General features: G+C 47.8%; 13 protein-coding genes, 4 tRNA genes and 1 pseudogene. 6 read left to right on the forward strand and 12 right to left on the reverse strand.

Features of this window, described 5'->3' with window-relative positions; all coding sequences use genetic code 11:
* Positions 1-20: 20 nt before the first annotated feature.
* The 3 genes and pseudogenes from AC58PQ_RS27720 to AC58PQ_RS27730 all read right to left on the reverse strand — a co-directional run.
* Entirely contained in the window at positions 21-1,706 is a 1,686-nt protein-coding gene (locus AC58PQ_RS27720; RefSeq protein WP_497247306.1) for a vWA domain-containing protein, read from the reverse strand.
* Positions 1,707-1,722: 16 nt separating this feature from the next.
* Positions 1,723-2,466, reverse strand: a complete 744-nt coding sequence (locus AC58PQ_RS27725) for a hypothetical protein (RefSeq protein WP_497247308.1) — start codon at positions 2,464-2,466, stop codon at positions 1,723-1,725.
* 305 nt (positions 2,467-2,771) lie between these two features.
* Positions 2,772-3,224, reverse strand: a pseudogene (locus tag AC58PQ_RS27730) (response regulator); the annotation flags it as partial.
* Positions 3,225-3,561: 337 nt separating this feature from the next.
* Here AC58PQ_RS27730 and AC58PQ_RS27735 point away from each other — a divergent pair.
* The 4 genes from AC58PQ_RS27735 (at position 3,562) to AC58PQ_RS27750 (ending at position 7,352) form a co-directional block, all read left to right on the forward strand.
* Positions 3,562-4,518, forward strand: a complete 957-nt coding sequence (locus tag AC58PQ_RS27735; protein ID WP_497247310.1) for an AAA family ATPase — start codon at positions 3,562-3,564, stop codon at positions 4,516-4,518.
* 5 nt (positions 4,519-4,523) lie between these two features.
* Positions 4,524-5,660 carry a DUF58 domain-containing protein gene (locus AC58PQ_RS27740; RefSeq protein ID WP_497247312.1) on the forward strand — a complete coding sequence of 379 codons (1,137 nt, stop codon included), beginning with the start codon at positions 4,524-4,526 and terminating at the stop codon, positions 5,658-5,660.
* The gene (locus tag AC58PQ_RS27745; RefSeq protein ID WP_497247314.1) at positions 5,641-7,020 is read left to right on the forward strand and encodes a DUF4129 domain-containing protein; all 1,380 of its coding nucleotides are present in this window, start codon (positions 5,641-5,643) and stop codon (positions 7,018-7,020) included. The genes AC58PQ_RS27740 and AC58PQ_RS27745 overlap by 20 nt, the downstream gene beginning before the upstream one ends.
* Positions 7,021-7,181: 161 nt before the next feature.
* Positions 7,182-7,352: a hypothetical protein gene (locus AC58PQ_RS27750; protein WP_155993910.1), complete on the forward strand. Its 171-nt coding sequence runs from the start codon at positions 7,182-7,184 to the stop codon at positions 7,350-7,352.
* Between the two features lie 95 nt (positions 7,353-7,447).
* Here AC58PQ_RS27750 and AC58PQ_RS27755 read toward each other — a convergent pair whose 3' ends face one another.
* Positions 7,448-7,672: a hypothetical protein gene (locus AC58PQ_RS27755; RefSeq protein ID WP_497247316.1), complete on the reverse strand. Its 225-nt coding sequence runs from the start codon at positions 7,670-7,672 to the stop codon at positions 7,448-7,450.
* Entirely contained in the window at positions 7,665-7,934 is a 270-nt protein-coding gene (locus tag AC58PQ_RS27760; RefSeq protein WP_497247318.1) for a zinc ribbon domain-containing protein, read from the reverse strand. Before AC58PQ_RS27760 ends, AC58PQ_RS27755 begins: the two co-directional genes overlap by 8 nt.
* 222 nt (positions 7,935-8,156) lie before the next feature.
* Between AC58PQ_RS27760 and hprK the strand changes: the two genes are divergently transcribed.
* Together hprK and AC58PQ_RS27770 are read left to right on the forward strand one after the other, a co-directional pair.
* Entirely contained in the window at positions 8,157-9,071 is a 915-nt protein-coding gene (gene hprK / locus AC58PQ_RS27765) for an HPr(Ser) kinase/phosphatase (protein WP_497247320.1), read from the forward strand.
* Positions 9,072-9,157: 86 nt separating this feature from the next.
* The gene (locus AC58PQ_RS27770; protein ID WP_497247322.1) at positions 9,158-10,120 is read left to right on the forward strand and encodes a hypothetical protein; all 963 of its coding nucleotides are present in this window, start codon (positions 9,158-9,160) and stop codon (positions 10,118-10,120) included.
* A gap of 57 nt (positions 10,121-10,177) precedes the next feature.
* On the opposite strand, the gene AC58PQ_RS27775 is transcribed toward AC58PQ_RS27770, so the two are convergent.
* From AC58PQ_RS27775 to AC58PQ_RS27805, 7 genes are all read right to left on the reverse strand, one after another.
* Positions 10,178-12,190 (reverse strand): transglycosylase domain-containing protein, encoded by a 2,013-nt coding sequence (locus AC58PQ_RS27775; RefSeq protein WP_497247324.1) that lies wholly within the window; start codon positions 12,188-12,190, stop codon positions 10,178-10,180.
* Between the two features lie 120 nt (positions 12,191-12,310).
* The gene (locus tag AC58PQ_RS27780; protein ID WP_497247326.1) at positions 12,311-13,189 is read right to left on the reverse strand and encodes an aldo/keto reductase; all 879 of its coding nucleotides are present in this window, start codon (positions 13,187-13,189) and stop codon (positions 12,311-12,313) included.
* A gap of 68 nt (positions 13,190-13,257) precedes the next feature.
* Entirely contained in the window at positions 13,258-14,457 is a 1,200-nt protein-coding gene (locus tag AC58PQ_RS27785; protein ID WP_497247328.1) for an MFS transporter, read from the reverse strand.
* A 130-nt stretch (positions 14,458-14,587) separates the two neighbouring features.
* Positions 14,588-14,661: transfer RNA gene (locus tag AC58PQ_RS27790), tRNA-Pro, on the reverse strand.
* A gap of 18 nt (positions 14,662-14,679) precedes the next feature.
* Positions 14,680-14,756: transfer RNA gene (locus tag AC58PQ_RS27795), tRNA-Arg, on the reverse strand.
* A 9-nt stretch (positions 14,757-14,765) separates the two neighbouring features.
* A tRNA-Gly gene (locus AC58PQ_RS27800) sits at positions 14,766-14,840 on the reverse strand.
* Between the two features lie 43 nt (positions 14,841-14,883).
* Positions 14,884-14,963: transfer RNA gene (locus AC58PQ_RS27805), tRNA-Leu, on the reverse strand.
* Positions 14,964-15,026: the final 63 nt, after the last annotated feature.

The following is a 15,026-nucleotide window of genomic DNA, read 5'->3' on the forward strand; positions in this document are numbered from 1 at the left end:
CTCAGAATGAATAGTTAACATTACATCTGAACATTAAGCAGGTTACTAATTTTATAAACGACATCATCCGTGTCCGCATTGATACTCGCTGCTTCGTTAATACTCGAAATACTCTGAAGCGCCCCAATATCTGCGTTGTAACCAATCGTGTAGATGGGAATTTGATACGTCTCAATCAATCCTCGAATGTCTTTCAAGGAATGACCTGAATTGGTTTCGCCATCACTTAATACGAAAATAAGCGGTTTAACATTGGGATCTGCAGCCATATAGTCTTCCAGCATTTTCATGGCAACGACAACCGCATCAAAAGTGGCTGTCCCTCCGCCTGCTTGGAGACTCCCAACTGTACCGACAAACAGGGATTGCTGATTAGTATCATACTTGGCAATCGGCAGATTGATGGTCACATCATTGGCATAGGACACAAGACCAATTCTATTTTCTTTACCCAGGTATTTCTGACCTTTGAGCAGGGATTCTTTCAATCGACTAATGGGTTTACCGTCCATGCTGCCAGATATATCTGTGACAAAAACAGCAGCAAGAGGCTTACTTCCATTCTTCTTTTCTTTCCAAACCTTTTGCGCCGAAGAAAGTGTATTACCCTCTATGGCAGCGAGTTCACTCTTGTAATCTTCTAGCCCATTGAAACCCTTATCCTTGGCTGTTTGTTGATATTTCGCCTGTGTAACAAATTCAGCAAATCGTTTAATCAAATCAAGTTTCACGATCGGCAAATCGCCAATGGCATATAGCGGACTATCATGTCTATATCCAAAAGGTGTAAAGACATAGTCCTTACTAAGATCCGCCGCATTCTGGAAGGTCTGGTATTCCAACACGAAGCCGTCGAGCATCCCTGACTTCGCAGCATCTCGCATTTGGATGGTTGTAGATGCGATAAAGGGTACGTTCGTTTGGAATTTTTCAAATTCCTGAACCGCCTTATCGCTGATTGGGTTTTTATTATCAAATGTACTTAATGCCGTTACAAGAAAATTGAGACCTGTCGAGCTCGCGAAAGGGTCTGTATAGCCCATGGCAAATTCATTATTTGAAATAGCTTGGGTTACCGTATTTACGTTGATGGATCCGTATTTCGCTACGAGAGCATCATACTTTTTCTTCGAAATAACGATGCCAGGGACATTCCCAACAAGACGTTTTGTGACCAATTGTATTTTGGGGCCGCCCGCTTTGATCATCTCACCCCATAGCTCGTTCGAGGGTGTAAAGGCATCCGGCACATACTTACCCGACTTGATATAGTCCGTCGCTGTCCCAGAAGCAATATTTCGAATCTTCACAGATGCAGGTATTCCGTTCACCAGAATGTTTGCTTTATTAAATTCATTCGCGACATCCGTTAACCAACCATCCACGCCACTGCCGGATTTCTCCGTTGAGGAGAAAATTTCTACGAAATAATCCGTCGTATTATTCACCGTTATTGGAAATTTCGAAATATCTGGCAGAGATGAAGCGACATCTGTCGGATTAATATCAATCTGACCTTTGACTGGCGTTCCGTTTACCACCGAGATCTTCTCATAAATCTTGTTCAATTGCTTTGCGGCATTCTCCGCTGTCACTTGAGTTTGGGATTTACCAAAATTGGCTGTCAAGGAAACGCCAGCATAGACACCGATAAATACAATAATCACAATAAGAAGCGATATAAAGAAGAACTTCGTTTTGTTCATGTTTTGAGCACCACCTCTACTGTTTGTAGAATTGTGTTTGCTTTATCAATGCGTCAATTTCTTGCATACCTGGCATTTGCCCTATATCACCAATCTCTAAGCTATCTAATCGCGTAATTTCTAACAGTAGCCTATCTAATTTGAGCAAAATTTCTTCATTCATATGTAAAGAGCTTCTTACAAAAGTAATATGTGATTTATAAACGGTTCTTTTTTCTTGAAGAAACTCGGGGGACAACTGGCTCGCGCTCTGTTTGGCGATACTTTGAAACTCGTCTTCGTCGAACACGTGGAGTCGGTTTATCATACTCCGTATATTGTGAAAAAATAACTTCTCCACCTCTTGTGTCGTCGAAGCAAATTTTTGAAAGCTAAGTCCACTCGGTTCAAATCTCTGGATGAGTACACTTCGCAACGTCTCTTGTTTTTTGCGCATTCGCTCCAATTGGTGCAAGGCAAGCGCGATTTCCTGCGCTAGGGATTTCACAGCTCTGAATTGTTTCAAAGCACCCTCCAAATCCTCAGGGCTCTTCATCTGCTTTACGGGTAGCCGAATGGTTGGCTTGTTTAGAACACTATATACGCCAAATAGTAATCCTAGCGTACTTGCAAGTAGAATGGATACGGCTAATGCCGTTTGCAGCGCGCTTTGACCGATCCCTATACCAAGAAATCCTGGTGAAAGCATGAGAATATCCAACACGACGACCCCACCCGTAATCACAAACAATTTCATTATTTTATTTGCGGTTACAATCAAAGGGACTAACTCCTCTCTTATCCTTCCATATAGGATTATATGCAGGACACATGCTACATATCTGTTTCCTGTTGTTCATTGTGAAATGAAATGAAAGATATTCAAAGCTAGCCTTTGCTCGTAAAAACAACAAAGGCCTGCTCCAAAAGCAGATGAATCTACTTAAGGGCAGGCCTTATTTTGTTTGCGATTACTCCTAGGCATGTGCCATATGGTTTCCAGCAGTTGCATGTTCATCAATCTCATTCAATTGAATGTTCATTCCAAGCACGAGAGAAGCCACTTCTTCCGCTGCTGCGCCGGGCCGACTTCTCAAACACCTCGTCCCGCGGGAGCTTCCGATTCATTAACGTCGCTAAGAAATTCTCCTTAAGCACCGGCATACTCTTGCGGTAATGCTCCTTGAGCAGCTGCACATCCTCGCGATGTGCGACCTCTTCTTGGATATGCCCCTTTACCTTCAAGAGGGCATTCACCAGCTCCTGCGCGGAGAAAGGCTTCAGCACGTATTCATCAATATGAAGCTTAATCGTAGGAAAGCGCTCTCTAATTGCTTCAGCTAGCTGCAAGCCATTCATAAAAGGCATCTGGATGTCCGTCACAACCACATCGGGCTGCAGACGTTCGACCATCTCAAGCGCCTCTTCCCCGTTCTCCGCCTTGTCGACGACTTCAAAGCCAATCGCTTGCCAATTTATTTCACGGACGACACCTTCGCGTACATCCTCTTCGTCATCCACTAACAGCAGCTTGTACATGCCTGACCTCCCAGGACTCCCCAATTTAGAAGTATTTCTCGTAACAATACTCATTATCACCATCATTGTACTTACTGCCCATCAAATATACAAATGAAAACTCCCGCCACTTACCTTTAGCTAAAGCTAAGGTTGAAGTAAGGGTTTCTAGTGTATCAACCTTACTTACTCTGCGGAATGGATAGAATCGATCGTTGTCCGAGGAAACATTGGTAAAAATCCCCTATGGGGTGTTAAAATTAAGGTAGGATATATGTAAGACTCGACATACCATATAAACGTGATAAGGACTACTTTGAACTCATTCACATCATTCATTATTCAGGAGGTTAATCATTTGAATATCGCACATATCGGACGCATCGCTTCCCACATCAAAGAAAACGTCGGTCACGTTATTATAGGCAAAGACGACACGGTTGAGCTCCTGGTCATCGCACTGATCGCCTCTGGTCATGTGCTGCTTGAAGATGTACCCGGCACAGGTAAAACCCAGCTCGCCAAAGCATTAGCCCGCTCCCTAGACGGCTCGATGAAGCGCATCCAGTTCACGCCCGACTTGCTGCCGTCCGATGTAAGCGGCATCAATTTCTTCAACCAGAAGCTGGGCGAATTCGAATTCCGCCCAGGCCCGCTCTTCGCACACATCGTGCTCGCCGATGAGATTAACCGCGCGACGCCGCGCACGCAGTCCAGCTTGCTGGAGAGCATGGAGGAGCGCCAGGTCAGCATCGACGGAGAAACGCGCAAGCTAGACGCGCCGTTCCTCGTCATTGCCACACAGAACCCTGTCGAGAATCAGGGGACCTTTCCCTTACCGGAAGCGCAGCTCGACCGCTTCTTGATGAAGCTTTCGCTCGGCTATCCGACGGCAGCCGAGCAGGTCTTGATCTTGCAGCGCTACCAGCAGCAGGATCCGCTGGATGCGCTGCTGCCGGTCGTGAGTCGCGCGGAGCTGCTCGAAGCGCAGCGGCTGTTCACGCAGGTGCGCGTCGGCGACGAGCTGCTGCACTACATCGTGCAGCTCGCGGAAGCGACGCGCACGCATGCGGATACCGCGCTCGGCGTCAGCCCGCGCGGCGTGCGCGCCTTGATGAAGGCGGCGCAGGTGTATGCGGCGCTGCGCAGCCGCGATTACGTGCTGCCGGACGACGTCAAGGCGCTGGTGGCGCCCGTCTGGGCGCACCGCGTTCTGCTGCGCACGCGCTCGCGTGGGCAAGATCAGCAGGTACATGCCCTGCTGACCAGTGTGCTTGCTGCTACCCCCGTTCCTACGGAAGTGAAGCTGGGGTAGCCGCCATGAGCATAAGCTGGATTGTGATCATCGCCGCCCTGCTGTTCTTCCTCCAGTTTCAATTTTTTGCCCGCTGGGGGTTTCGCGGACTTCACATTGAACGAACCTTCAATACAACTCATTGCCATGTCGGCGATGATATTCTGATGATTGAGACCATCGTGAATCGTAAGCTCGCGCCCATTCCTTGGCTGCGCTTGGAATCAACGATTCCTGCGGGCCTCCATTTTACACAGATGAATAATCTGGAAGTGAGCAGCGGCTCCCTTTTTCAAAATCACCGTAGTCTGTTCAGCCTCATGCCCTATACCCGTATCGTGCGGCGCCATGGCGTGCATGCAGCCAAACGCGGTTGGTACAAGCTGAAAACCATTGCTGCAACGATTGGGGATTTCGTCGGTTTACAAGCAGCCTCTACTACACATCGCATTCAAGTCGAGCTGCTGGTGTACCCGCGTTTGGTCAATCACGATGACATTCCGCTCCTTTCTAGCCGATGGCAAGGCGACGTGACGATCCAGCGTTGGATTATGCCCGATCCATTTCTCGTTTCCGGTGCAAGGGAGTACCGCTATGGGGATACGATGAATAGCATTCATTGGAAAGCTACAGCTCGGAGTGGACGGCTTCAAGTTTATAACCGGGAATTCACTGCTGATCCTCGATTACTTATCGTTGTCAACAGCCAAGTAACAGCAACGATGTGGGATGCAGTAACCGACCCCGAACTCGTCGAGAAAGCACTTTCTTACGCAGCGACATTAGCCGAACATGCCGTGAGCCGAGGGGTTCCCGTTGGTTTTGGCTATAACGGTTGGCTGCTGAGTGAGCCGGGGGTTCCCGTTTACTGTGCACCTGAAGGCGGTTGGGCGCATTTGGAGCATCTTTTTCAAACAATGGCGAAGCTCGCGATCTCTTGTGCCCGCTCCTGTGAAGATTTTCTCGATTACGGCATCGAGGTGGAAGGGGAAGCTCTGGATATCATCCTGCTGACGGCCTTCGTTTCCGAGGGGATGGCACGCAGTATCGAACGCCTTGAAGCGCTTGGTCATTCCGTATTCATCGTTCCCTTGCAACATAACCTTCTTGACGTCATCAGTGAAAAGGAGGTGGCTCCCTCAGATGCTCAGGCCCTTGCTTAATCAACCAAATTCTCGGCCTAATCGTCTATACGACTTCCTTCGTATTTGCGGCTTAGCACTCTTGTTCGGTAGCGTCGAGCTTGTTATCTTTGCCCCGCTAATCACTTTGGCTCAGGTCTATGTGTTCGATAGCATGCTTGGACTGACTTGTATACAGCTGCTGCTCTGCTTCGTGATTGGCGCCTATTTCGGACAGGTGAAATGGCTAACTCGGAAAGGTTATGAGTTCCTTGTCTGTGTTGCTGCAGGTTACGGATTATCCTATGTATTTCAAACGGACCCTTTGCACGTTGCTTTATGTGCGGCCATTGGTGCATCGCTCGTCTATCGAGGTATTCGGTATACCAAAGACGGATGGCTCTCACTTTATGTACCTGGCATTTTCGTGATTTCTGGGGTGATGTACTTCATTGGTGTTCCAATCATGTCCCGAGTGGAGCTTATGCATCCGTACACAATAGCCTTAAACGGACTTGGATTCGCTACCCTAATCCTCTTCTTCTTTATTACGAATCGCGCTCAACTCCTTATCGCTACCTTAGCAGGTAATGATCGTGCTGCCGCATCGTCACTGTCTCAAACCGTGAAACGCTCCAGTCATATTTGGTTAATCGGTTTTATCGCCGTTATCGCTGCCGTCGCTTACTTTCAGCAAGTAAAGCAAGGCATCCTCCGACTACTACGTGGCATCGTTGCTTGGTTATTGGGATTGATGTCTTCCGAAGCACCGCCTGTACCTGAAGCCAGCCCTTCAGCGTCGCCTCCTGTGGGACTCCCGCCAGCTGCACCTCATGAACCGGGATGGTTTGGAATTCTCATACAGGTAATTATACAAATTGCAGGCTATGTGCTGATGATTGCACTCGTTCTATTCTGCCTCTATCTGCTCCTGAAGAAGCTTGCGCCAGCCCTGCTCTCATTCATTCGGCGCTTTTGGAAGCGATCGCTGCGTCGTGAACAAGATGATGAAACGGAGGGTTATACAGATGAGAAAGAAGCCCTGCTCGACTGGAGAGAGCTTCCTAACCTATGGTGGCGAAAAGCAAGTTCTAAACTGTGGCCTTCTTCCACTCGCGAGCCTTCTTGGTCACAACTACCGAACAATGAGGAGCGTATCCGCTACCTCTATCGATTATTGATTGGCCAAGCGGCCAAGAGCGGCTACACCTTCAAAAAATCGTTAACACCCAACGAAACAGGCTGGGAGCTCAAGCATCAAACACAGCTTGCAGAAGCATCAGTTCACGTGCTGACTACTGCCTATAATCGGGTGCGATACGGACGAGAGACAGTTTCAGACGAGCAGCTTGCTCAGGTGCTACAAACCATCGATCCGAGCATGCGCAGCCAGCTAAAATGAGACGAGCCTAAGAGGAAACTTCACCCTATTTTCATCAAAAACCGTATACAATACGTTACTTCCCATGCCTTATGAAAGCATTTTGAAAATAACCGTCACATTTTTTCAAAAATTGGCATATACATAATTGTTTGAATACAATCGATTGAGGTGGTTTTGAGATGTTAGCATTAAAAACCGGTTCGGAAAAAGAAGAAGTGCTTCACACGCTTTACGAAATGGGCTTGGATCAAATCGCCAGATGGATCCTCGTATTACCTGAAGACAGGTGGGAAAGCATGTTTCTCTCAACATGGCCAACACTTGCCAAAAAATGCGGCTTTCACAGATAGCTGCTTTTACATACAGAGAGGTGGATAAGTAACGTAAGAAATTAGAAAACGCTCTACACCATTAGGGTGCGGAGCGTTATTTTTTTTCGTTATTTTTATTCTCTTTCTATAACACGAGATACTTCACTAAGACACGTCTTACATTTCCCATTCAGCACAATACCTAATTTCTCGAGATTCACCGAATAGTCGATGACGGTCGTTACATCCCCACATTTCCCGCAATAAACATTCGATAACAGACGCGTTCGAATCGTTTCCGGAATCGCAAGCCATTCTTTCATCGCTGCAAATGATTGTACATTATTCTTATTACTCACGGGGCGACCACCTTTTCAGTTTTGGAATATTTCTTGTAAATAGACCCGTAAGAAACCGTGGAAAACCAAACTCTACCAGCTTCGATTTCACTTTCTCCTTCATTTGCTCAGCTGTTAAATCCGGTAAAGTAAATTTCCCGTCCTGATAGCAATGACTGCAGTACATCTTGCTCTTAATACCCGATTTCTCGGTACCGCCGCCTTGCTCATCCCGAGCGAGAGGCATCCCGCAACTTTGACAATTCTTGTACGTAGCGTCCATTTATGTTCAATCCCCTTACTGCTTTTCCTATTATCATACCAACTTAACGTGCAAAAGCAATGAAATGCTATGAAATACGATGTACAGTGAGCTTGAGCGCTTTCATTGAAGGATTGTTCCTATACGAAATAGAATCTAGTAGAGAAAGATTTGAATTCAACCTAACGCATATTCTTACGATACTCGTTTTACTAACATACAACTTGAAGGAGGATCTCCCGTTTGAAGTCCGTCACTGTGAAAGACTTAGTTGAACGCTTTTCGCTCGAAATTCTCGCTGGCCACTCGGAACTCCACCGACCTATAACCAAAACCAAGGCACACCGCCCCGGCCTAGAGTTTGTCGGCTATTTTGAATATTTCCCGCAAGCACACGTGCAGCTGTTAGGTCGCAAAGAAATTACCTACCTGCATAAGCTCAGCGAAAATGAAAGAAATTTGCACATCGGTAATATCGTCAAATATCACCCGCCTTGTTTCGTCGTAACGAGAAATCAGGAAGGCTTGAAATACTTAACCAAATACTGCGAAGAAGAGAAAATCCCCCTTCTCCGTACCAGTGCTCATACGAGTAAATTTCAGGATTTAGTTGATTTATATTTAAGTAAATCGCTCGCTCAGGAAATCGCCGTCCATGGCGTGTGCGTCAATGTTTCGGGGATCGGCATCCTGCTGCGCGGGAAATCCGGTGTTGGAAAAAGCGAAACAGCCCACACACTGATTCGCAGAGGGCATCGCCTTGTCGCTGACGATATTGTCGTGCTGAAGAAGATTAGCCCTGAAACACTGCTCGGCACACACAATGGCAAAACGAAGGAATTCCTCGCGCTGCGTAGCATCGGACTGATTAATGTCTCACGGCTCTATGGCCGCAAGGCTTTTCAAGACGAAACACGCATCGTACTCGATATCGAGCTAACGAAGTGGCAGGAGCATGCTCTTAACAATGATCTAGAGCTAGAACCCACATTCACCGACTATATGGACATTCCTGTTCCACATATTGAAATCCAGTTACAGCCTGGACGCGATGTTGCTGGTCTTATTGAAGCAGCCGCCAACAGCTGGTATTTACGCCAACAAGGCTATAGCGCAGCTGAAGAATTCATGCAACGCCTGCAATCCGATACTGACTAGTCTGACCAACCATTTGCTTCGTAGATTTGTGTGTACCGTCTCAAAACCTCCCCTACCCTCGAAAGTTGTTAGCGGAGGTGTTTAACATGTTAACACGCATGAAAATAACAATTATTGCTACTGTAGTAGCTACACTGATGCTCTGTGGTTGGACAGCTTATGCTGCAACGTCATCCAGCGCAACAACGTCAACAACCATCCATGGCAAGCTGACAACCCTTACGGCGGATACGATTACCTTAAGTACGGATGCTGGTGATCAGACCGTTCCCTTAGCTTCATCCGTCTGGGTGTACCTCAATGACGCGAAGGCTCAGCCCAGCGATTTACGGACTGGGAATGAGATTGAAGTCATTCTGAATAACAAAAAACAGGCCGCTTATGTGAAAGGAGTCTCAGAAACTCCTGTCGCTTCAGAAACAAAGCCGTCACCGACCCCCGTGCCAAGTGAGCTGCCTGCTCCCGTCAAGGAAGCACCTAGCCCATCTGCTGGGCCAACCGCAACGTCTACAAAGCCCCAGGACAGTGCGCCAAAAGCGACTCCGTCAGGTAGTCATCCCGAATTGGAGGATATGGATGTAAGCGTAGATGGGCAGCACTTCAACCTGCATATCAAACTGAGGACCAAGGGATCGCAAGGGTCTCAGTTTGATTTAAGAATCCAATCACCCCATGCCGGTAACATTCATCTCACGGGTTCCCAAGCCCAGGCATGGATTGCTAACCTGCTTGGTTCTCTTGACTTAAGCTCCCCTGATGTAAAGAAGCTGCTTGGTCAGCAACTCGCCAAACAATACAACCTCGATGCAGCTAAATTGAATGTTCATCTAAACATGCATTCAAAAGATCATGATGACGATGATGATAAAAATGATGGTCAAAGAGAACCGCAAAAAGAAAATGACAAAGATCATGACAAAGACAAAAACAAAGAGATCAATAAAGTCAGAGATAAAAATATAGAAAAAAGCAATAATAAAAACGAAGATAGAAACAAAGATAATGAGAAGAACGAGAAAAAACAAGGGAACGACAACAGACGCGACTAATTTTAAGGAACAAATAAAGCCCTCGTCATCCTTACTGGATTTCGAGGGCTTCCTTATTTATTTCTGCTTCCCTTTGCCGTGTCCATGTCCTTGCTCAGCTTGCTTCCGAAGCTCCTTGTCAGCCTTCTCAGATGATTCATCCGAATGAGACTGACCTGCCGAGTTTTCCTTCTGAGGCTTCTCTAGTACACTCATTGGAATGTCAAATGGAACAACAGGTGTTTGAGCTAAGGCACGACTCAATATTTCACGGAATAATACGGCGGGCACTGCCCCGCCTGAGGTTGTTAAATAATGCGCCGCATCCGTTCGGTCATATCCGACCCATACTGCAGCCGTCAACTCCGGCGTGTAGCCGACGAACCAAGCATCCTTGGCACTCCCGCTGCCTATCCCCTCAAATTCCTTCGTCCCCGGCAGCTGTGTTGTGCCCGATTTACCCGCTACGGGGCGGTTCATAGCCGCATTCTTCCCGGTCCCCTGCGCAACTGCCGTCTGCAGCATCGCTGTCATGGCATTAGCTGTTTCAGCACGCATCACCGAAAGCCCCTTCCCTTTCGCCTGAACAAGGAGGTTCCCTTCGTTTGTCTCTATTTTGGAGATCAGATGAGCTGGGTTTAAGACCCCCTTAGCTGCAAAAGCACTAAAGGCTTGCGCCATCTGCAGCGGAGATACCCCCTCTGAAAGCCCGCCAAGCGCGATACCCAGCTGCCGATCTTGTGCCGGTAAACTTATCCCCAGTGATTTCGCAAACTTCAAGCCATTGTCGATGCCTATCTCATGTAAAAGCCATACCGCAGGTATATTCCAGGATGATGTGATGGCCTCTTGCATGGATACCTGCCCCCTCGACTGGTGATCCCAATCTTGCGGCTGATAGCCTTCGATGTTCAGCGGCCCATCAAACAGCATAGTTGAAGGCTTATAGCCTATTTCCAGTGCAGGGCCATAAACAGCGATAGGCTTAAAGGCTGATCCTGGCTGTCTTTTTAACTGGGTCGCTCGGCTGAAGCCTCGAAATACCCCTTCACCGCGTCCACCGGCTAGCGCTCTAACTCCGCCTGTTTTCTGATCGACAACAGCGGCTCCGCTTTGAATAAGCTGATCTGGCTTACTTGCTGGAAACAGACTGTCATTGTTAACCACATCAGTGACTGCTTTCTGTACCGTAGGATCAAGCTCTGTGGTGATACGCAAGCCGCCTGTCAGCAATTGTTCTTCCGTGAACCCATAGAGGGTTACAGCCTCGTCGATAACGGCATCCACATATGCACGATATCTCCTTTTTTCCTCATTCATATTAACCGTCTTCACGGCTCCAAGTGCTGAAGCAGCTGCTTTCTCATATTCCTGCCCAGATATTTTACCTTCCTTCTGCATCAGCTTAAGGACCGTATTTCTTCGCTCCAGCGCCTGATCTTCATTTTGAAAAGGAGAGTAATGACTTGGTGCTTTAGGTAAGGCCGCTAACACCGCCGCCTCGGGCAAGGTGATCTCTGTCACATTTTTATTAAAATACGTCTTTGCAGCCCCCTGCACACCCCAGCTTCCTTCCCCAAAATAAATCTTGTTCAGATACATTTCCAAAATGTCATCCTTACTATAGGTGCTCTCTATTTTGATGGCATAAGCAGCTTCGCGCAATTTACGACCTACCGTTTTATCAGCAGTAAGGAATAGATTACGAGCTAATTGCTGAGTAATCGTACTGGCTCCCTCGGAATAGCTGCCTTTCAGCACATCGCGAGCAACAGCGCGGAAGATCGACTTCATGTCTACTCCCTTATGCGCATAGAACCGTCTATCCTCCACGGAGACAATCGCATCTACGAGCACCTGTGGAATTTCCTTAAAGGCCACAGCATCGATCTTTGACGCAGACAACTGGGACGCCACTTGGCCATTCTTATCAAGCACGATGGATGCCTCTGGAAGCGGCTGATTCAACAGCGACACATCAAGTCCTTTTATGTAAAAATAGCTCATTACTGCCGTGCTCACACTTACGACTAGGACTACGCCAACACAAGCTTGCCAAAAGCGTCGAGGTATTGCCTTATATTTATACATGTTCCATGCCTCCTAACCTACCACATAGCTATTCGTATGGCGCCTCCTATTAGTGTCGTATACGTCCAAGAAGACACAAAAAAGCCTTCAACCCATTCATTGGGTGAAGACTTTTCCTCTTTAAGCGATCGACGTCGGCGCTCCAAAAACACTCGTGTACCCGCTAATCCCGCTCAGTATCCGCTCCACTTCGTCCTTGTTCATCGTGCCATAGCGCTCTACGGCATCCACAATTTTCGGAAATAAATGCACATCGCCCGCGCTAGCGAATCCGCATACACTTGGGAACGATAGCACGAAATGCACACAAGCATCGATAATCTCCTGCTGATCAAAAGGCTCATACCACGTCGCATATGGACGCTCCGCTCCCTCTACCCATGGTGCCTTCGCAATCGCTTTGATCACCCGAATCGCTGTCTGCTGCTTGTTCGCTTCCTCCATCAGGGCATCTACAGCCTCACGATACGCTGGCAATCCGTACATATAGTAATTCAGCGGAAAAAGGATCGTAGCGAATGGGAACCTGCGCAAAGCTTCCAAATGCACCTCTGGTGCCTCATGTCCGTGGCCTGTGATCCCGATCTCTTTCACAATGCCTTCACTTTGCGCTTCTACAGCCGCTTCCAGTGCCCCGCCCTTTGCCGTGCAGCGATCTAATTCCGCCATCGAGCCTACCGCATGCAGCTGGAGCAGGTCGACCGAATCCACCTTCATCCGTTCCAAGGAGCGATATATCTCCTCCTTTGCTTCCTTTTTCGTTCTTTGCCCTGTTTTGGTAGCTAAAAAAATATCATTCCGCACCCGGCTAATCGTCGGCCCCATCCGAATCTCTGCGTCTCCATAGCTCGCCGCGGTATCGAAATGATCAACACCATGTGCCAACGCGAAGGCGATCGAAGCATCTGCCTCTGCCTGTGTTACCTGACCAAGACTAGCTGCACCAAACATCACTACAGAGGTTTCCTTATTCAAGCGGCCTAATGTTCTCTTCAACATCTTCGATTTGCTCCTTCTGTATGCTAGATTGTATTCTCTTTATTGACCAATCTATTCCCAAAGAAACCTCAGTCTGCTGATATCTGTTTCATTTGCTTCCTAAGATTGACCTGCAACCAGGCAGCTGCTAAGAGCAACGAGCACCCCGTTAGTAAAAAAACAGAATGAATCCCGACTAGGCCTCCCAGGAATCCACCAATCAAAGGACCGACCATCATCCCCAATTGGTTCGATGTTTGATTTAAACTCATCGCGCGGCCACGGAAGTCAGCGTCTGAACTTTTCACAATAAGCGCACTCAGTGCCGGATAGACCGCAGCAAAAAATAACCCATAACTAAAACGAAGCACACCGAAAGCGATTAGACTGTGCGTAGCTAATTGCAGCAGATTCCCAATGCCGCCACCGATTAAGCCAATTAGCAGCGTTTTATCGTAGCCGATGCGTTGCCCAATAATACCCCATCTCGAACCCATGATGACAGTCGCGACACCGACGGCCGAGAAGATAATACCCGAGCTCAGTGATGCCCCCTTGGCGCTGCCGCCAATTTGAACAACATAGATTGTCAGCAACGGCTCTAAAATCATCACCGAGGTTGCCACCAACACGGTTAATCCAAAAATAGATAATAATCGCTTATTGGCTGTTGCTTGCTTAATGTCCTGCAAAACACTTGGACGCTTGCCAGCCTTCTTCTGATGAACTTCCTTCACACCAACTACCGCAATCACGGCAGAAATCAGTACAACGAAGCCTGATGCTAAGAAGCATTCTCTTGTACCTACCCAATGACTGAGCATACCGCCAAACAATGGTCCTAAAATGCTTCCCGCTGCCGTCGCCGTTGACATGACACTCAATGCATAACCAACGTGCTTCTCTGGTGTATTCGTACTGACTAAAGCCATCGATGCGGGGATATAGCCCGCCATAAGACCCTGTAGAACACGGACAACAATAAATGTATAGGGATCATTCACGAAATAGTTAAGAAAATAAACAGCACTTAAGCTCAGTCCCGAGCGAAGCAGCATCGGCTTTCTGCCATATTTATCAGCTAGAGAGCCCCAATAAGGTGCGATTAACGCGCTCGCCAGAAAGCTCACAGAAAACGTGATCCCCGACCAAGCCTCCAAACCACTATGTATACCCAAGTCTTCTTGTAAAAATATAGGGATAAACGGGATCGAGAGTGTGTACGCCATCGCGCAAAAGAATGCCCCAATCCATAAAATAAATAGATTCCTTCTCCAGCGTAGTTCCATGTTGTAGCCCTCCTCCCTGTCTACTATACACCAACAGAAACTTGAAGCCCAGCTCATCGTAAATGTGGACAAACGAAAAAAGCATAGAATCTATCAGCATGAGGCTGATAATCTATGCTTTCTTACTTGATCGGGATGACACGATTTGAACATGCGACCCCCTGCTCCCAAAGCAGGTGCTCTACCAAGCTGAGCTACATCCCGATACAATTGTGATAAAAATGGCGCGCCCTGAGAGATTCGAACTCCCGACCTTTTGATTCGTAGTCAAATACTCTATCCAGCTGAGCTAAGGGCGCTTACTAAAATGGAGCGGAAGACGGGGATCGAACCCGCGACCCTCGCCTTGGCAAGGCGATGCTCTACCGCTGAGCCACTTCCGCATAGGGATCCCCAAGCCGTAAGTTACGACTTGGGGATGTTTGATGCGCGTAGAGGGACTTGAACCCCCACGGTCACCCGCTAGATCCTAAGTCTAGTGCGTCTGCCAATTCCGCCATACGCGCATGCTGTAAATAAGGCAAATGGTGAGTCATGTAGGATTCGAACCTACGACACCCTGATTAAAA

It is taken from the genome of Paenibacillus sp. J22P143, assembly GCF_059692035.1.